This is a genomic window from Vibrio sp. 9-16B-A1 (assembly GCF_056726165.1).
Genome location: NZ_JBSDZD010000004.1, coordinates 89,874 through 108,475 on the forward strand (window position 1 = coordinate 89,874; position 18,602 = coordinate 108,475).

The window sequence follows — 18,602 nt, forward strand, 5'->3', positions numbered from 1 at the left end:
GACACAACGAGGCTCACTATGACTACCCGTTTTGCACTATCTTCTGTTTCACTGGCACTTATGGTTTCATTTTCAGCTACCGCGGATTACGCCAGCCTGGACACCTACCAGGGTAAACCCGCAACAACACATACAAAACAGGCCAATGAAGCGTTAGCAAAACAGCTGCCGTGGCAGGATGTCAGCGCATTTGAGCGCACGCAGAAGGGATTGATTGCAGAATTTGGTACCCATGAAGCGGGTGAGCTGAAAAACCGCTTTGAGTACATGGCAGAGATGAGCGTTGACCAGTTGCCTGCTTCCGTGAACCCGTCAATCTGGCGCCAGGGCATGCTGAACTATGCAGCGGGTGGTCTGTACAAAGTCACCGATGGCGTATATCAAATCCGCGGGGCAGACCTGTCTAACATGACCATCTACCGCACAGACAATGGTTATGTAATCCACGATCCCCTGCTGTCCAAAGAGGCCGCTGCCGCCTCCTGGGAATTTGCCAAAATGCACCTGCCAAAAATCAATGGCGGGCATAAGATCACCGGCATGATTTACTCACACATGCACGCCGACCATTTTGGCGGCTCGAGGGGCATTCTTGAGTCGGGCGACTTTATCGACGGCGCACCAATCTACGCACCGAATGACTTCATCAAAGAGCTGGCCGATGAAAACGTGATTGCCGGCTCCGCAATGGGCCGCCGTGCGAACTATCAGTACGGCACCACGCTGGATAACAACACTCAGGGCATTGTCGATAACGCGCTTGGTCTGGGAACCTCACGCGGAGAGGTCACTCTGGTTGCACCAACAACAGAGATCAAAGAGCGTGAAAAAGTCGTCACCATTGATGGCCTGGAGTTCCACGCGATTAACATGCCAGGCGCAGAAGCCCCGGCTGAGATCGTGCTTTATGTGCCTGAGTACCGCTCCCTGAACACTGCAGAGCTGACTTACGACGGCATGCACAATATCTACACCTTCCGCGGTGCGAAAGTACGCGATGCGCTGGTCTGGACCAAGTACCTCACCGAGCTGAAGTTACGTTACGTGGACAGTGGTCTGGTCGATAACATTCACGCGGCTCACTCCGCGCCGGTGTGGAATGATCCGAAGACTGCGACCAACGAAATCGCAGACTACATGACACTGCAGCGCGATAACTACGGCTTTATCCACAATCAGGCGATGCGCCTGGCTAACCACGGAGTCACCATCAACGATGTGGGCCGCGAGATTGAAAAAATCGTTCCGCAGTCTCAGTTGGATACCTGGCATACCAACGGCTACCACGGCTCGTACAGCCATAATGCCCGTGCGGTAGTGAACCTTTACCTGGGTTACCACGATATGAACCCGGTGAACACCAACCCACTGCAAACCCGCGATAAATCGTGTGTTTACGTGGAAGCCGCCGGTGCAGACACGCTGTTTAAAGCGGGGCAAAAACACTTTGAGCAGGGTCAGTACCAGCAGGCGTCTCAGCTGTTCAACGACCTGGTACAGTGTGAACCAGGTAACATTGACTACCGCTTCGCGCTCGCAGACAGCTTTGAGCAGCAGGGATATCAGTCTGAAACCATGGCATGGCGCAACTCGTACCTTCAGGGAGCGGTTGAGCTGAGAACCGGCGAGATCAAGCCATCAATCAAGATTGCGTCTCCGGATGTGATCGCCAATACACCGACCGGCATGTTCCTCGATTTCCTTGCGGTAAGGCTGAACGCAGAGAAAGCCGAACAGGCAGGACTCGATTTCAGCTTTGGTATTGTTCACCCGGACCTGAATGAGTCCTACTTTGGTGAGGTTTCCAACTCGAACATGGCCAATATTCAGGTGGAAACCCTGCCGGCAACCGATGTGGCGCTGGAAATAACCAAAACCGACATGACAGAGCTGGTACTGGGCAAAACAAACCTGGAAGCCCTGCTTAAATCCGGTAAAGCCAAACTGACTGGCGATAAGAGCCTGGTAAAACAGCTGACAAACAGCCTGGATGACTTCGACGGTATGTTTGAGATTCTGCCAATGCCAGAAAAGTAATCCCCGTTGGTTAAACTCCCCCACGCCCCGGCAGCCACTGCCGGGGCGTTTTTGTCTGAACCTGAACAAAAAACGGACAATCATCAGGTAATCTGCATACCGAAACTTTCGAACGAACGATATGAAACGGCGATTCGAGCGCTCATTCGAACATTTGTGAACATGATCAACCCATAAAAACGAAAAAAATGACACACTTGCCCGGGTTAAATCAGAGGACCGGGTGGAGCTATGGACAAAATACCTCGCTTTGAAACACAAGTAGTGATCATAGGTGGTGGTGCAACGGGTACCAGCATAATGCGCGACTGCGCGCTGCGGGGTATTGGCTGTATCTTGCTGGAGAAAGATGATCTCGCCTCCGGCACGACCGGGCGCAACCACGGCCTGCTGCACTCCGGTGCCCGCTACGCGGTGACCGATATGGAATCCGCCAAAGAGTGTATTCAGGAAAACCGCATTCTTAAGAAGATCGCCCGTCACTGCGTTGAAGCGACCGACGGTCTGTTTATTACCCTGCCAGAGGACGAACTCAGTTTTCAGGATACCTTTGTCCACGCCTGTGAGGCAGCAGGGATTGATACCGAAGTACTGACGCCAAAACAGGCTCTGATGCAGGAGCCTAACGTCAACCCGGCACTGCTGGGCGCGGTCAAAGTGCCGGACGGCACCCTGGACCCGTTCCGCCTGTGCGCCGCCAATGTTCTTGATGCCAAAGAGCGTGGGGCACGCCTGTTTACTCATACTCAGGTGCTCGGCCTTATCCGCGAACAGGATCGCATCGTCGGCGTGCGTTGCCTTAATACCCGTAACCATCAGTTTTTTGAAGTTTATGCCCAGGAAGTGGTCAACGCCGCCGGGATCTGGGGCCAGCAGATCAGCGAATACGCCGATCTGAGCATTAAGATGTTCCCGGCCAAGGGCTCGCTGCTGATCCTCGACTACCGGATCAACAACCTGGTGATCAACCGCTGCCGTAAGCCGTCTGACGCCGATATTCTGGTACCGGGCGATACCATCTCACTGATCGGTACCACCTCTGAACATATTGATTATGACCAGATCGATGACCTGCACGTAACCGCCAAAGAAGTCGACATACTGCTTGAAGAAGGCACCAAACTGTCACCGATCATGGCCAATACCCGCATTCTGCGCGCCTACGCCGGGGTCCGGCCTCTGGTGGCGGTGGACGATGATGGCAGCGGCCGCAATATCAGCCGCGGTATCGTCCTGCTCGATCACGCTGAGCGTGACGGCCTGTCAGGCTTTACCACTATTACCGGCGGCAAGCTGATGACCTGCCGCCTGATGGCTGAATGGACCACCGATCTGGTGGCGAAAAAACTGGGTAACCACACCCCATGCAGCACCCACGAAGTACCGCTGCCAGGTTCCGCTCAGGCAGAACAGAAAGTGAAGAAGACCGCCAGCATCGCCAAGCCGGTTTATCAGTCCGCGTTTTATCGCCACGGCGAACGGGCAGAAAGCTTCCTGACTGAAGCACCTGAAAGCCAGGCGATCATCTGTGAGTGTGAAATGGTGACCGCAGGCGAAATCGAATACGCCATCAAAGAGCTCGACGTACATAACCTTGTTGACCTGCGCCGCCGCACCCGCCTGGGTATGGGGCCATGTCAGGGCGAGCTGTGTACTTACCGCGCCGCCAGCCTGTTTGAAGAGTACGCCCAGCTTGATGGTCATCAGGCAAGTGGCCTGCTGGCCGATTTCCTTGAAGAGCGCTGGAAGGGGATCAAACCGGTTTTCTGGGGTGAGGCCCTGCGCGAAGCAGAATTCAGCTACTGGATATATGAAGGCCTGTTTGGTGCAGGCGAACTGAGCAGCAAAAACAGCCCGGCTGAAGAGGAGACAAGCCATGATGAAGTTTGACACCATTATCATCGGCGGCGGACTGGCCGGTTACACCGCAGCTATGCGCAGCCTTGAACTGGGCAAACGCACTGCGATGATCTCCCAGGGACAGAGCGCGCTGCATTTCTCTTCCGGCTCGGTGGACGTACTGGGCAACCTGCCTGGCGGCGCTGACGTTATCGCTCCGCGTGAGGGCATCGACCAGCTCAGCCAGATGGCTCCAAAGCACCCCTACAGCAAACTGGGCTCAAAAGCCGTATTTAACGGCGTGAACTGGTTCTCCCGCCTGCTCGGCGATCTGAATATTCCACTGCGCGCCCAGGCGAGCGGTGAGAACCACCAGCGCATTACCCCACTGGGGACGCTTAAAACCACTTACCTGTCTCAGCCGTATGTTGAGCAGTGGAGCATGGACCACGGTGCCAAGTCCTTTGACAAAATCGTGGTCGTGGGTATCGATGGATTCCGCGATTTTCACGCTCAGATGGTGGCTGACAACCTGGCCCGTAACCCGGATTTTGACCGCTATCAGATCCACCGCGCCAGTGTCCGTATTGCCGGTTTTGACGCCCTGAAACGCAATCCCTGTGAGCTGCGCTCTATTGATATCGCCCGCCTGCTCAGAAGTGAAGAAGCGATCAAAGCACTGGCGAACCAGCTGCTGGCTGTGGCTGCGCCGGGCGATCTGGTTGTCATGCCTGCTATCGTGGGCAACGGTGATGGCCTTATCTGGCTTAACCAGCTCCATAAACTGACCGGACTGACCATCCATGAAGTGCCAACCATGCCGCCATCTCTGCTGGGGATCCGCATCGAAGAAGCGCTCAGCCGCGCCTTTATCCGCCGCGGGGGTACGCTTCTGAAAGGCGACCAGGTGGTCAAAGGCGACTTCAGAAACTCCGGGGACGAACTGGAACTGACCCAAGTCTATACCCGTAATCACGGCGCGATGACTCTGGCAGCGGATCACTTTATCCTCGCTACCGGCAGCTTTTTCAGCATGGGCCTGAAGGCTGACCGCCAACAGATCTGCGAGCCGGTATTTTCGCTGGATATGGCACCATTTGGTGAGCGCGACAGCTGGCACCAGCCTGATTTCTTTACTAAAAATCCTCACCCATTTATGGCGATGGGGGTAGAAACCAATAATAACTTTAACCCGTCAATTGGCCAGAAGTGCATTCGCAACCTGTACTGTGCAGGTGCGGTGCTGGCTCACTACAACCCGGTGACCGAAGGCTCAGGCGGTGGCGTGGCAATCGCGACCGGTTTCCACGCCGCCAGCCAAACCCAAAGCTCTGGCTCTGTTAAGCCTCAGTTGGAGGAAGCGTTATGACAGACACCCTAATCCCGGTTAAGACTCATCAACCGGTCGGCAGAGACACCAGCTTTGACCAGTGCCTGAAGTGCACTGTATGTACCGTTTACTGCCCGGTCGCCAAAGCGAATCCGGACTATCCGGGCCCGAAACAGTGCGGCCCGGATGGCGAACGCCTGCGTATCAAGAGCCCTGAGTTCTACGATGAAATGCTCAAGCACTGCACCAACTGTAAGCGCTGTGAAACCGCCTGTCCGTCCGGGGTAAAAATCGGCGATATCATCGCGGTCGCCCGCGGCGAATACGGTAAGCGGGAACTCAACCCGAAAGCGGTGCGTGACTACGTGCTCAGCCATACCGACCTGTTCGGCACCCTGGCGACCCCGTTCGCGCCCGTGGTTAACTTCGCGACCTCAATCCCGGTGGTGAAAAAAATCATGCACAAAACCATCGGCGTGCATGACCACAAACAGTTGCCCAAATATTCACATGGCACGTTCCGCCGCTGGTTTAAGCAAAACTGCACCAGCCAGCCGCTCTACCCGCGCCAGGTAAGTTACTTCCACGGCTGCTATGTAAACTACAACCATCCGCAGCTCGGCAAAGACTTCGTACAGCTGATGAATGCCATGAGCATTGGCGTCCGCCTGCTGGATAAAGAGAAATGCTGCGGCGTACCGCTGATTGCCAACGGCTTTCACGACAAAGCGAGAAAGAATGCCAGACTCAATGTTGAACAGCTGACCAAAGCAGTAGAAGAGCACCAGACTACCATTCTGTCCACCTCCTCCACCTGCTCGTTTACCCTGCAGCAGGAGTACCCGCACGTACTCAAAGTAGACAACAGCAAAGTGGCAGACCGAATCGAATACATCACCCGCTTCCTGCTGCGCGAGTTTATGTCCGGCAACATGCCGAAGATGAAGCCGCTGAACAAGAAAGTGGTGTATCACACCCCGTGCCACCTGGAGCGCAGCGGCGGTGCTATCTTCACTATCGAACTGCTGAAAATGATCCCGGGGCTGGAACTGATCGTGCTCGACAGCGAATGCTGCGGCCTGGCCGGTACTTACGGCTTTAAGGAAGAAAACTACGACGTCTCGATGAAAATCGGCAAGGGTCTGTTTGAAGCGATAAAAGCGGCCGATGCAGACTACGCCATCACCGACTGTGAAACCTGCAAATGGCAGATTGAAGAAAATACCGCGCTGGAGACCATTCACCCGGTAAGTCTGATTGCGGAGGCGCTGATTTAACGACAAAAATCGCGCTCAGGCAGATACTGACAAGCAGACCCTCCCGGTCATGGAAGGGTTAACGCGTGTCTGTGTTCAGTATCTGCCTGAGTAACAAACCATTTCCAATGGCTCATTTGATCATTCCTGTGATCCGGCACCTCCCCCGTGCCTCTTATACCCAATGGTATTCAGATCTGCTTCGGCAGATCTTTTTTTTAACCATCACATTACACAAACTAAACCGTGTCCCAATCCGCCCGGCTCTGATAAAGTCACACTTATTTTTTTATGAAATACCAGAGAGATGCATAAACATTTCACTTCAGCCCTGGCGGTGCTCGCTGCCCTTGGACTTGGCTTTTTTGCCCCGGACCTTCTTAAATTCATGCCGGAAAAATCCGGCCCCAAAGTGGACCTGAGCCAGTATTGCCCGCTCAGCACCACGCCCTGTGAGCAGGCCGGTGCCACTATCACACTTGAGCACGACGTTACCGCTCCGCTGAAACCCACCCAAATCCGGGTAGAGTGGCCTGATGCCGGTACCGGCACCCTGCAATTGGAACTGAAAGGCGTGGAAATGGAGATGGGCATAGTGAAAGCAGAGCTGACCCGGGCCGAAGACGGCAGCTATCAGGGCACTCTGCTGTTGCCGGTTTGCACCGCCGATGCCATGACCTGGGTTGGGCGCATCACTGCCGGCAAGAAACAACTGCTGACATCAGTAAGGATGGCACGATGAGCAAAAACTTATCCCTTGCGATGGTAGTTGCCTTTGTTATCGGCTTTTCAGTACGAAACTACCTGATCGAACAGGAAAAAGTCGCCAATCCACCTGAGCCAGAAGCTGTTTCCAGCGCCGTTTTTACCGGCAAAGATGACCAGGCCGTTGACCTGTATGACCCGACCGACAACCGCATCCGGCTGGTCTACTTCGGCTTTACCCGCTGCGCAGATGTCTGTCCGACCTCACTGGCCATGCTGGCCGGGGCACTGAATCAGGTCAGTGAAGAAACCCGGGCACAGTTCCGTCCGGTGTTTATTTCTCTGGACCCGGAGCGCGATAACGCTACCCTGGCTTCCACCTACGCCAGCTACTTTCACCCGGATATCGAAGGCCTGAGAGCGCCACTGAGCACCACCCAACCTGTGGCTGACCGCTACGGCGTGATTTTTCATAAAACCGAGCTGGAGAACTCGGCCATGGAGTACACCCTGGATCACAGCTCTTACTTCTATTTTCTTAAACCCGATGGAACGCTGATAACCAAAGTGCCTCACACCATAAGCCCGGCGCCCATCGTTGAGGCCATGCAATCTCTGATAAAGGAAGAACAATGAGACTCAAAACCCTGTTGCTCAGCGCACTGCTGATCAGCCCTGCCGCCCTGGCGGCCCACCACGGCGGTGATATTGAAATCCATAACCCGTATGCCCGTGCCGTACCACCAGGCGCACCAGCCAGTGCGGCGTTTATGCACATAAAAAACAAGTCTGATTCCCTGCGCACTATTGTCTCAGCCTCCACCCCTGCTGCCGGCGTTACCGAGCTGCATACCCACATTAAAGAGGGTGAAGTAATGAAAATGCGCCAGATCGAGAAGATCGACATTCCGGCGCACGGTCAGGCTGTACTCAAACCTGGCAGCCTGCATGTGATGTTCTTTGAACTGAACGAAGCATTTAAGGAAGGGGACAGCATCGAACTAACGCTGAAGTTTGCCAACGGCGAAGAGCAAACCATCATAGCGCCGGTTAAAAAAGTCATGAAAGGCATGAAGCACAAACACTAGTGCCCTATAAGCAGGGAACGACGCCGGAACTTACCTTTCCATTAGCTCCGGCATCGCTCTGCTCAGGGCTGATTCTGTGCGGAGAAAAACGGCACCTGCGATTCCTGCACCACAAACTCAAAACTTGGAATGTGACTTCTCAGGGTATGTGACAGCTTACTGAAGTTGACCGGCTTGGAGACAAAGCCATCCATTCCTACTTCAAAGCAGCGGGACTTTTCTTCCGCCAGCACGTTAGCTGTCAGGGCCACAATAGGCACCCGAAGCGGACTGCCCGCTTCAAGTTTTCGAATCGCCAGAGTCGCTTCAAAGCCATCCATTACCGGCATCTGACAATCCATAAACACTAGGTCATAGTGCTCAACCGCGCAACGCGATACCGCAATCCGGCCGTTTTCCGCTACTGTGACTGAAACACCCAGGCGCTGCAGCATCTTCTTCATCACCACCTGATTCGATACCTGGTCTTCCACCAGCAAAATCTTCAGCTCCACCCGGCCCTGACTCTGCGGCAGCTGATATTCAGGCACATTGTCTGTATGCTCTGCGCCGGAAAGCAGCTTACGGACATGATGTTCCAGCTCCTCTGTCCGGTATGGGCGCATCAGATAACCTTTGATGCCATAACGGGAGAGATCGTCACGGTTTAATTCTTCCGCTGAAACCATAAGCACAGGCGGCGCTTTGTCTGCCAGTTCATGGACAATCTGTTGTGCCAGTTCCGTTCCGCTGATCCGCGGCATGTTTTTATCCAGCAATACCAGCCGGAACGGCTGCTGTTCACGCACTGCATTCCAGAGCTGGGACATCACCTGAGTTTCATCTTCAGTGCATTCCACGGACAGGCCCATTTTGTGAAGCTGCAGTGAAGTAATCCTGTTATTAAACTCACTGTCATCCACTACCAGCACCCGGCTGCCTTCCAGCCCTGTGGTTACAGGCTCCTCTCCGGCGGCCTGGGTTTCAAAACGAAGGGTAAAGTAGAAATGGCTGCCAAGGCCAGGTTCGCTGTCGAGAGCCAAATCTCCACCCATCAGGCGTACCAGTTGCCGGGATATCCCAAGCCGCAGACCCGTACCGTGCTCCTGCTGCGGGTCGGCAATCTCTGCCCGCACCGTACTGTCAAACAGGGTTTCCTGTTGAGAACGTTCAACCCCTATGCCGCTGTCTTTCACCTCAAACAGTATGGTTTCGCTGCTGTCGTCATACGCAAGGTGCTGTACATCAAGCAACACATAACCGTTATGGGTAAACTTAATCGCATTGCTGACCAGGTTCCGTAAAACCTGACGCAGGCGGTTTCTGTCCCCCAGCAGGAAGTGACTGATGCTGGCATCCGCGGTGCACTGAAACAGCAGATCTTTCTCAGTCGCCCGTGGCCGGAATGTAGCATCAATTTCAGCGATCATCTCCGCAATATCCAGCCTGCTGTTAGACAGCGCCAGTTCACCAATTTCAATCTGGGACAGGTCATGAATGTCATTCACCAGGTCCTGCAATCCGGCAGCAGAGTTGTGGAGCAGTGAGGCGTACTCTTTCAGATCACGCGCGCTTGGGTTTTCACGCAGCAAAGTAATCAGCCCATACATGCTGTTGAGAGAGGTGCGGATCTCCCGGCTGACCGTTGCCATCGACTCGCTCTTACGCTTTCTCGCCTCTTCTGCCGCCAGACATCGCGACGACAGCGACTGACAGGTGTTGCGGATACGCTCTGCCGATTCGTTGTACCGTTGCCTGAACTGCTCTACCTCATCACCAAATCGACGATCCGGCAGTTTGAGCGGCATTAACTGGTTATCGGCACCAATCGCCCCCACCCTGCGGGCAATCTTTTTCACCGGAGACAACACCTGATGCCTTACCAGGACGTAAAATCCCAGCGCAAACATCAGGGCACACAATCCCTGCAGCGCAACCATCTGGCGCAGGTGAACGCTGTCAAAAACCCATTGAGTATCAGGAGAGAGCCGGACTTCCAAAACATAGCGACGGGTTTCACCAGCATAGTTCTCGGTCAGCACCGTCCACAAATGCGGGGCTGGCAGGTCAGCAACACCGGAAGGGGCAGGCGGTCCGAAACGCACCACCTGCGCTGAATTACGCAAAATGGCCACTGAATGCACTTCAGAAAGCTGATAAAGATCTTCTGTAATCAGAGTCAACTGGTATTGATCATCGGCAACCAGACTACGCTTGATCCTGGGCAGATAGTACGCAGGTATGGATTCAAGCACTGCATTGCTGCGCTCCATACTGTGACGGTACTCCGACCACACCTGAACCGCGACCGAAACCACCGTATACAATCCGCTTAATATGACCAGCCCCAGAAGAAGCTGTGATGCAAGACCTAGCCGAGCCTTATTAATCAATACGTTGTTAAAGAATGCCATCTTCAACTCCACGTACCGTTTTATTTTTTATACGTTAAGCATAGACTCTGATTTTGTTGCCGGGGACAACGGGCAGGGGAGAAAATTCTGTCGCTTCCCGATTCTTCCACTAAATTCAACCAGTTGCGTATCGTGAATTTTTTTGATCTTTTTCACATTTTTAGCTCCTTAATACCAAATTAAGCATACATTTGAGCAACAGAAAACAACACAAAACACCACAACTGTTAACCAGGGCAAAATACAAAAGATAAAAACACGTTACTTTATAGACAAACTTACCGCAAAAGTTATGATTAGCAGAACCGGCTAGTCATAAGCCGGGCAAATAGCAACACACATCATTTATTTACAGGTAGTAATATGAATAGTAATCCTTCCCTGCTGAAGCGATTCGCAGACGGAAATCTGGTTTACCAGATCCTGTTTGGAATCCTGTTCGGCGTTCTGCTGGCCATGGCCTCTCCGCAAACTGCACAAAGCGCAGGTATGCTGGGCAGCCTGTTTGTTGGCGCCCTTAAAGCTGTAGCACCGATACTGGTGTTCATTCTGGTTGCGTCTTCTATCGCAAACAAAACCAAAAACCAGAACACCAATATGAAGCCGATCATTGTGCTTTATCTGGCTGGTACTTTCTTTGCTGCCCTGACGGCAGTCGTAATGAGCTTCGCCTTTCCGACCCAACTTACGCTCGTTACCGAAGCCGCTTCTGCTAACCCGCCTCAGGGTATTGCCGAAGTCATGCAGACCCTGCTGTTTAAACTGGTAGATAACCCGGTTAACGCCCTGATGAACGCCAACTACATCGGTATTCTGGCATGGGGTGTGGGCCTTGGTTTTGCGCTGCACCACGCGTCTGACACCACCAAAGCGGTATTTGAAGACCTGAGCCACAGTGTGTCTCAGATCGTTCGCTTCATCATCCGCCTGGCGCCGTTTGGTATCTTTGGCCTGGTATCTTCTACCTTCGCCAGCACCGGCTTTGAAGCCATTGCAGGCTATGCACACCTGCTGGCCGTTCTGCTGGGTGCGATGGCGTTCATGGCACTGGTTGTAAACCCTGCAATGGTTTACTTCAAGATCCGCCGTAACCCATACCCACTGGTACTTCAGTGCCTGCGTGAAAGTGGCGTAACCGCCTTCTTCACCCGCTCAAGTGCGGCGAACATCCCGGTGAACATGGCTCTGTGTGAGAAGCTGGAACTGCACGAAGATACATACTCTGTATCGATCCCACTGGGTGCAACCATCAACATGGGCGGCGCGGCTATCACCATCACCGTTCTGACCCTGGCAGCTGCTCATACCATGGGTATCGAAGTAGACCTGGCAACTGCCCTGCTGCTGAGCATCGTTTCTGCGGTATCAGCATGTGGTGCATCCGGCGTTGCCGGTGGCTCGCTGCTGCTTATCCCGCTGGCGTGTGGCCTGTTCGGTATCTCCAACGACATCGCAATGCAGGTGGTAGCGGTTGGCTTTATCATCGGTGTGATTCAGGACTCGGCTGAAACTGCCCTGAACAGCTCTACCGACGTGGTATTCACAGCTGCAGCCTGTCAGGCTGAAGAGCTGAAATACGAAGCTCAGGAACTGAAACGCGAAGCTTGATTCTTAAGAGTTTGAAATGGAAAGCCCCCGCTTAGTTATGAGCGGGGGCTTTTTTTGTTTTTGAGTTTTCTGATCGCTACAAGAGATCCCGGCTCGCGCCCGCCTCTGAGTGTGTGATGACGTACAGCGGAGCGCGTCCGGGATGACAGTACGTATTTATTCAATTAAAACAATCAACTAAATAGAAAACCATGTCATCCCGGGCTCGACCCGGGACCTCGTGAAACGGTCTGAAAACTTACCTACGGCTCAGCTTTCCCCACACCCTTCCCGCCCATCGGCTGACTGAAGTCCAGTGGCTGTTCCACAACAACGGCTTCAGTATCCTGAGAATCCCCTTCATCAATCGCATCTTCTTCCGGCTCCGCTGAAACCGGTTCGCCGACCATAAACTCATTCCCGTCTATATCCGGAAAATACGACGGGCGTTTATACATCTTATTCAGCGCTTTAATAATGGAGTGAGTACGCACTTTCCCTTCTGACATCCGGGCAAGGATAGGCTTGGCAATACCCTGCAGTGCCACCACTGCGCTGATGTCTATTTTATTAGCCACACTATCGCGACGCTTTTTCGCCCGTTCATAGCCGCCTTGAGCAGAAAGGAAATACCAGATATAGCCCAGGGGCGCTGCGTACTCCAGCTCTTCCTGGTTAGCCCAAAACTCACCGGCAGCAAACTGGGCTTTGGCATCACCGGTTTCTGAGGCCAACTCCAGCCAGTAGGTCGCCCGTTCGATACTCTTCTCCACACCCCGTCCTTCAGCGTACTGACGGCCAAGACGGACCATCCCTTCGGTGGAGTTCTGTTTTGCAGCCCGGTAGTTCCATTCCGCTGCAGCGGTCGGATTCGGGTTAGGGTTAGACTCCGCCACACACCAGTCCCCCATATACAGCTGAGCGTCGAGAATATCGTCTTCCGCCACTTCCTCAATAAAACCGATGCCTTTTTCAACATCCAGGTCAATACCTTTGCCTTTGAGCAGACACAGACCAACCTCAAACATCGCCATCTTGTCCCCGGCGCGCGCTTTAATGACGTTACTCCAGTAGGCCGCCTGCAATTTCAGCAGCACATTGTCCTGACCGTACTTTTCACACATCCGCACCAGACTGTGCATCGCAATTTCGTTATCCGCCTTTGCGGCTTTCTCATACCAGTGCAACGCCTCACGCGGGCTGGAGTGCTCAGCCTCCTTGGCCAGAAATAGCTGGGTCGCTACGTGACCGGTTTCGGCCTTATAAATACGTTCCTGATGCTCTCGCTCTTTGGCGGCCTGCATGGCTTTCCGGTAGGCCGTGTCACGGGCCTCCTTTTCAGCTTCTTCACGCTTTTTCTTTGCTGACAGGGAAATCATCCAGATTATCACCAGAATCAGTGATATAGCTGATGCCCCTATCGCGATACTCATTATGCTCATATACGACTTATTTCAATTGGTTGCATTTATAGTTTAACGGCAACCCGTGATTTTGATGATAGCTTTTGCCAGTTTTTATGAGCAAAAAGCAAAAAAGCCGCCATTTCCCCTTCCCTGACCAGGCAATGCCACCCTGAATCTGCACACTTCGGGATGCAGCTTCAACTTCAGCGCCATTACTATTTCAGCGGCACAGCAGTTGTTGTTTACTGGCAGCGAAAAGGCAGAACAACAAGAACTCCCGGCCCAACCAGGGGCCGCTTAATAACAACGCACAGCTGCAAAACTGTTTGGATTACCCATGAAACAACCCACCCCGACTCTTTATCTTAAAGGCACGTTCAACGGCTGGGGACTCGACACCCCGTTTATCCGCCACAGCGATACTCTGTATACCGCCAGTGTGATTTTTTCCGCTGACCGCCATCAGTTTAAAATTGCCGATATGGATGGCAGTGAAGACTGGACCTTCTCTGCGCACCCTGTCGAAGCCGTCTCCGTCAGCACGGACACTCCGTTTTCCCTGAGACGCACCCAAAACATCGGCAATGATCTGGTGTTTTCCCCGGCTGAGACCGGCCACTTCACCCTTAAGCTGGACCTTGGCTCAGAAGAGCCTGCCCTGACCATCACATGTGGCAGTGAGAGCGGAGAACCCGGCCGGTCCCCTGTCTCTGCCAGACTCCCTGCCCCAGAAGGCAAAGCACAACCACTGAGCGGTACAGACTTTGCCCCGGCGCCAGAAGCGCTGTTTGAAATGCTGGCCATCGAAAGCCGTGAACCTTTCCCGTATGTGTTTGGTGATAACACCGATGGCTACTTTGAAGGGACGACTTTCACCATGGCATCCGGCGGGCGCTACCGTCACCATCAGGGCTGGTATCTGGGCGGTTTTGCCTCGCTTGCCGATGGCAGACTTAACGATAAAACACAGGCAGAGAACGCAAAGCTACTGCCATACGGCGCTGAGCACACCTTTCGCAGCGGCGCAGCCGATACCCTTTCCCTGATTTCCGGTCAGCGCACGGTGTGCCTGACGGTTCGCAGTGAGATCCCGGCGGCTCTGGCTCTGCTTCCGGAGTTAAATGTGGCTATGGCTCACAGCCATACAGAGCAGCATGAGGACGTCCTGCTGTATGAAATCAGTGCTGATGCCTGCCCTCAGGGCTGCCCGCGCTATATCGCCATCAGCGCCGATCAGGAAGTCATCGCAGAGGAAGGCCGGACCGGTCAGTGGCCGCAGGCAGAGCAGTCTCTCGCTCTGCCTGATCACAATGCCCGGCTGATGCTCTCCACCACAGGAAAAGCCACCTCGCTGACCGTCTATCTCTGTTTTGAGCATGACAAACAGACCACCATCGATAATGCCAGAAACGCGGCTTTCAGCCGGGCAGAAAAACGCCACCAGCAGGAAATCTATGATTTTCTGACCGCTGCTTACCTGCAAACTGAAAACAACGAATACAACCGCGCACTGATGTGGGCACGTCTTGCCAGCCGCACCTTTGTCAGCCATGAGTTTGGCACCGGGATCTGGGCAGGTCTGCCATGGTTCAAAGACTGCTGGGGCCGCGATACCTTCATTGCCCTTTCCGGCACCAGCCTGGTAAACGGCAAGTTTGCCGAAGCGCGCTCGATCATAGAAAACTTCGCCACCATGCAGATGGCGGATAAGACGAGCGTCAACTACGGGCGCATCCCAAACCGGGTGACCAGCAAGACCAACATCATCTATAACACCACCGATGGCACGCCGTGGATGATTCGCGAAATCATGGAGTACATCAACTACAGTGGCGATACAGACTTTGCCCGCACTATGTATCCGGTGGTACAACGCTTTATTGAAGGGGTGGAAAAGCACTACCTGGATGATGACGGGCTGATGAAGCATCGCCATCCTGATACCTGGATGGACGCCAAGATCAACGGTCAGATCCCCTGGTCCCCGCGCGGACCAAAAGCCAATGATATTCAGGCGCTATGGTTCGAAAGCCTGCAGGTCGCCAGCCAGCTGGCTGAGCTTTGCGAAGACCCGGATAACGCTCAGAAATGGCAGGCCATGGCAGCGAAAGCCAAAACCAGTTTCAGCCGAAAGTTCTGGGATCAGGACACGCAACTACTGGCTGACCGGCTTGAAGAAGGTGATGAAGCCGATTTCAGCATCCGCCCCAATCAGCTGATGACGCTGAGTATTCCACAGGCTGCGCCACTTATCAGTGACGAACAGGGCCCGCACATGGTGCGCTCATGCACGGAGCACCTGCTTTTCCCATGGGGGATCTGTTCGCTGGATCAGGCGCATCCGGATTTTCACCCTTACCACGATAATCGCAACGAGTATCACAAGGACGCGGCTTATCACAACGGGACTATCTGGGGCTGGAACGCAGGCTTCACCGTCAGCGCCCTGACCCGCTATTACCAGCAGGATTTTGCCTGGCAGCTGAGTAAAAACCTGGGCCGGCAGATCCTTGAACAGGGCCACCGCGGCACCATGAGTGAAAACCTGGACGCATTCCAGCCAGATACTGACAACCTTTCTGAAACCGGCACTTATGCTCAGGCCTGGTCGGTGTCTGAATACGCCCGTAATGCGCAGCAGGATTACCTCGGCTTTAAGCCTCAGCTTCTGAACAACCGCCTGGTACTGGCACCACGTGTTCCGTCTGAATGGGGCAACTTCACCGCTACCCTGCCATTTGGCAGTAACAACCAACTGCTGGTGAGCCGTGAAACCGGGAAAGATGGCACGGAGAAGTTCACCTTCTCCCCGAAAAAGGCCGACAGCAATATCACGCTGGAGCTGAACCTGATTTGCGGAGATAAACGGGTGAATACAACATGCGTTCTGGATGCCCCCCTGAGCATTACCCTGAACACGGAAAGTAATGAGTATTGCTGTGACTGTGACAGAGAGGATGTAACTGTTTACGCCTCACAGCGTGAGTCATATCCGGTACTGGATGGTCTGGCATTCGCTACGCCGCAGTGGGACCGAAGCTTTAACGCGCTGAACAGCGAAAACTATCTGCTCAACAAACGCAATCACGAAACGCTGCCAGCCTGCAGGGACTGATACTCACTGGCATAAAAAAAGAGCTCCGGACGGAGCTCTTTTTTATATATAGAACAGCTTTAGTTTTTCAAAATCCACTCCAGAAACCCCGGTAACCGCTCAGACCAGGCCTGCTCATTATGCAGGTGCCCCTGACCTTCACTGTAAGTCAGCCGGATATGCTCTGCCTGGTGCAGCAGGCCGCTCATCTCCCGGCTTCCGTCCCGGTATACAGAAGCAAAATCATCACGCTGATCATCACTGGTTTCCTCTGTGCCCATATCCATATAGACACGCAGCGGCAGTTGAGGGAAATGACTTTGAACATAACCGAGCATCGCTGTGCGGTTAAACCAGAACGCCGGAGAGAACACTCCAAGCCGGCCAAACACATCCGGTCGCCGCAGGCCGCCATACAGGCTGATATAACCGCCCATCGAGCTGCCAGCCAGAATCGTGCTCTCACGACCCGCCAGGGTGCGGTAATGATTATCTATGTATGGTTTGAGTGACGAACAGAGGAACTCAATATACGCCTCCCCCTCTCCCCCGGACTGATGAATCTCCCTCCCGCGACCCGGCAGTTCAAAATCCGGATCCATCGGCCAGGGAGAGTATTCATCAAATCGACTCAGCCCCTGCTTCGCCGTTGCACAATCAACAGCCACCAGGATCACCGGAGGAATTGTACCGGAACGCGTCAGTTCATCGAGCGCCTTTCCCGCCCGCCAGCTGAAGCCATAAGAAGCCGTGGCATCATCAAGGACATTCTGCCCGTCATGCATATAGAGCACCGGATACGCCTTGTCACCCTGTTCATAGTTTTCAGGCAGATAGATCCGGACCGTTCGGCGGCGGTCCAGCTGGGGCATATCAAAGTCCGGAATAACGGTCAGTCTGTTTGGGTCAAAGTGCATCTCATGTTCCCCATGTTCAACGAAAAAAGGCGCTCAACTGAGCGCCTTTTCTGTGGTTATCACTATTTGCTGTTTACCGCTTTTACAAACGCTTCCTGAGCACCTTCAATGTTCAGTGCTTTGGCTTCATCAAGCAGACTGAGCGCTTTTGGAATGTCGCCTGCGGCGACGGCGGTTTCGATGGCGTTATGATAATACGCCTGGGTTTCTGGCTGAACAGTCACAGGTTTTGGCTTAACTGCCTGAGGTTCAACCCTGAGTACCGATTTTTTCTTAACAGTACTTAATGATTTGGTATCGATTACCAGTTCCAGTTCACCGCTGTTTGCATGTACATAAACAGGGTCAACAACGATTGGGAGTGGTTCACCAGCTTCTTTTGCCCGGACTTTTGCCGGATGCTCAACTTTAACCTGCTTGCTCAGCTGACCCGGATCGGTATAGACCACCAGGTAAGGTGTTTTGTCCGCATCAATTTCAGCATTTAAACGATAATGTGTACGGGTAAACATATCTGATACCCGGATATTTTTCTCTGTTACTTCAAATTTTTTCTGAACCTGAAAAGAGGCATCAAGGACAACAACAACAGGAGCAAATACCCGCTTATCGGCCATTATGCTTTCCAGCTGAACAGAAACTTTTCCGGACTGAGGTGAAAACTCAAACGCCTGAAAACGACTAAAACCTTCTTCAAATTTAGCGACAGGGCTTGTGTCATCAATCGCCAGCTCCAGCGATTCCTCTTTACCTAACTGCTGCCAGGGAAAGGCAGAGTAATTGGTACAACAAACTTCAGCTTCGTTGAGTGGCTGAACTTCTTTGTCAGCAACCGTGACCGGAGATACAGAAGCGCATGCTGATAATAAACCACCTAATACCAGAGCAATCATTGCTTTATTTTTATTCATCTAAACCTCCGAATTGAAAGCAAAAAAGGCAGCCAAATG

13 protein-coding genes are annotated in these 18,602 nt (G+C 53.4%); 9 read left to right on the forward strand and 4 right to left on the reverse strand.

Going from position 1 to position 18,602, the window contains the following annotated elements; all coding sequences use genetic code 11:
• The first annotated feature begins 18 nt into the window (after positions 1 to 18).
• The 7 genes from ACVB80_RS08385 to ACVB80_RS08415 all read left to right on the forward strand — a co-directional run bounded on the left by ACVB80_RS08385 (position 19) and on the right by ACVB80_RS08415 (position 8,255).
• Positions 19 to 2,037, forward strand: a complete 2,019-nt coding sequence (locus ACVB80_RS08385) for an alkyl/aryl-sulfatase (RefSeq protein WP_481080835.1) — start codon at positions 19 to 21, stop codon at positions 2,035 to 2,037.
• Between the two features lie 231 nt (positions 2,038 to 2,268).
• Positions 2,269 to 3,927, forward strand: a complete 1,659-nt coding sequence (gene glpA / locus ACVB80_RS08390; protein ID WP_481080836.1) for an anaerobic glycerol-3-phosphate dehydrogenase subunit A — start codon at positions 2,269 to 2,271, stop codon at positions 3,925 to 3,927.
• On the forward strand, positions 3,914 to 5,245 hold the full coding sequence (glpB, locus tag ACVB80_RS08395) for a glycerol-3-phosphate dehydrogenase subunit GlpB (RefSeq protein WP_481080837.1): 1,332 nt from the start codon (positions 3,914 to 3,916) through the stop codon (positions 5,243 to 5,245). Before glpA ends, glpB begins: the two co-directional genes overlap by 14 nt.
• On the forward strand, positions 5,242 to 6,483 hold the full coding sequence (glpC, locus tag ACVB80_RS08400) for an anaerobic glycerol-3-phosphate dehydrogenase subunit GlpC (RefSeq protein WP_481080838.1): 1,242 nt from the start codon (positions 5,242 to 5,244) through the stop codon (positions 6,481 to 6,483). The genes glpB and glpC overlap by 4 nt, the downstream gene beginning before the upstream one ends.
• Positions 6,484 to 6,769: 286 nt before the next feature.
• The gene (locus ACVB80_RS08405; RefSeq protein ID WP_481080839.1) at positions 6,770 to 7,204 is read left to right on the forward strand and encodes a hypothetical protein; all 435 of its coding nucleotides are present in this window, start codon (positions 6,770 to 6,772) and stop codon (positions 7,202 to 7,204) included.
• Positions 7,201 to 7,803, forward strand: coding sequence for an SCO family protein (locus tag ACVB80_RS08410; protein ID WP_481080840.1), 603 nt, complete (start codon positions 7,201 to 7,203; stop codon positions 7,801 to 7,803). Before ACVB80_RS08405 ends, ACVB80_RS08410 begins: the two co-directional genes overlap by 4 nt.
• Positions 7,800 to 8,255 carry a copper chaperone PCu(A)C gene (locus ACVB80_RS08415; RefSeq protein ID WP_481080841.1) on the forward strand — a complete coding sequence of 152 codons (456 nt, stop codon included), beginning with the start codon at positions 7,800 to 7,802 and terminating at the stop codon, positions 8,253 to 8,255. Before ACVB80_RS08410 ends, ACVB80_RS08415 begins: the two co-directional genes overlap by 4 nt.
• 62 nt (positions 8,256 to 8,317) lie before the next feature.
• Here ACVB80_RS08415 and ACVB80_RS08420 read toward each other — a convergent pair whose 3' ends face one another.
• Complete coding sequence (locus ACVB80_RS08420; protein WP_481080842.1) at positions 8,318 to 10,648, reverse strand: hybrid sensor histidine kinase/response regulator; 2,331 nt, start codon at positions 10,646 to 10,648, stop codon at positions 8,318 to 8,320.
• A gap of 363 nt (positions 10,649 to 11,011) precedes the next feature.
• Between ACVB80_RS08420 and sstT the strand changes: the two genes are divergently transcribed.
• Positions 11,012 to 12,256: a serine/threonine transporter SstT gene (gene sstT / locus ACVB80_RS08425; protein WP_481080843.1), complete on the forward strand. Its 1,245-nt coding sequence runs from the start codon at positions 11,012 to 11,014 to the stop codon at positions 12,254 to 12,256.
• Between the two features lie 242 nt (positions 12,257 to 12,498).
• On the opposite strand, the gene ACVB80_RS08430 is transcribed toward sstT, so the two are convergent.
• Entirely contained in the window at positions 12,499 to 13,677 is a 1,179-nt protein-coding gene (locus ACVB80_RS08430) for a tetratricopeptide repeat protein (RefSeq protein ID WP_481080844.1), read from the reverse strand.
• 301 nt (positions 13,678 to 13,978) lie between these two features.
• Here ACVB80_RS08430 and ACVB80_RS08435 point away from each other — a divergent pair, with 301 nt between their 5' ends.
• A complete protein-coding gene (locus ACVB80_RS08435; protein ID WP_481080845.1) occupies positions 13,979 to 16,756 on the forward strand; it encodes an amylo-alpha-1,6-glucosidase in 2,778 nt (925 codons plus the stop codon).
• 59 nt (positions 16,757 to 16,815) lie between these two features.
• On the opposite strand, the gene ACVB80_RS08440 is transcribed toward ACVB80_RS08435, so the two are convergent.
• Both ACVB80_RS08440 and ACVB80_RS08445 read right to left on the reverse strand, forming a co-directional pair.
• On the reverse strand, positions 16,816 to 17,652 hold the full coding sequence (locus ACVB80_RS08440; RefSeq protein WP_481080846.1) for an alpha/beta hydrolase: 837 nt from the start codon (positions 17,650 to 17,652) through the stop codon (positions 16,816 to 16,818).
• A gap of 62 nt (positions 17,653 to 17,714) precedes the next feature.
• On the reverse strand, positions 17,715 to 18,563 hold the full coding sequence (locus ACVB80_RS08445; RefSeq protein WP_481080847.1) for a MalM family protein: 849 nt from the start codon (positions 18,561 to 18,563) through the stop codon (positions 17,715 to 17,717).
• Positions 18,564 to 18,602: the final 39 nt, after the last annotated feature.

Excerpts from the sequence above, each read along its gene's own strand:
- ACVB80_RS08385 (WP_481080835.1), top strand. The coding sequence starts at position 19 with ATGACTACCCGTTTTGCACTATCTTCTGTTTCACTGGCACTTATGGTT.
- glpA (WP_481080836.1), top strand. The coding sequence starts at position 2,269 with ATGGACAAAATACCTCGCTTTGAAACACAAGTAGTGATCATAGGTGGT.
- glpB (WP_481080837.1), top strand. The coding sequence starts at position 3,914 with ATGATGAAGTTTGACACCATTATCATCGGCGGCGGACTGGCCGGTTAC.
- glpC (WP_481080838.1), top strand. The coding sequence starts at position 5,242 with ATGACAGACACCCTAATCCCGGTTAAGACTCATCAACCGGTCGGCAGA.
- ACVB80_RS08405 (WP_481080839.1), top strand. The coding sequence starts at position 6,770 with ATGCATAAACATTTCACTTCAGCCCTGGCGGTGCTCGCTGCCCTTGGA.
- ACVB80_RS08410 (WP_481080840.1), top strand. The coding sequence starts at position 7,201 with ATGAGCAAAAACTTATCCCTTGCGATGGTAGTTGCCTTTGTTATCGGC.
- ACVB80_RS08415 (WP_481080841.1), top strand. The coding sequence starts at position 7,800 with ATGAGACTCAAAACCCTGTTGCTCAGCGCACTGCTGATCAGCCCTGCC.
- ACVB80_RS08420 (WP_481080842.1), bottom strand. The coding sequence starts at position 10,648 with ATGGCATTCTTTAACAACGTATTGATTAATAAGGCTCGGCTAGGTCTT.
- sstT (WP_481080843.1), top strand. The coding sequence starts at position 11,012 with ATGAATAGTAATCCTTCCCTGCTGAAGCGATTCGCAGACGGAAATCTG.
- ACVB80_RS08430 (WP_481080844.1), bottom strand. The coding sequence starts at position 13,677 with ATGAGCATAATGAGTATCGCGATAGGGGCATCAGCTATATCACTGATT.
- ACVB80_RS08435 (WP_481080845.1), top strand. The coding sequence starts at position 13,979 with ATGAAACAACCCACCCCGACTCTTTATCTTAAAGGCACGTTCAACGGC.
- ACVB80_RS08440 (WP_481080846.1), bottom strand. The coding sequence starts at position 17,652 with ATGCACTTTGACCCAAACAGACTGACCGTTATTCCGGACTTTGATATG.
- ACVB80_RS08445 (WP_481080847.1), bottom strand. The coding sequence starts at position 18,563 with ATGAATAAAAATAAAGCAATGATTGCTCTGGTATTAGGTGGTTTATTA.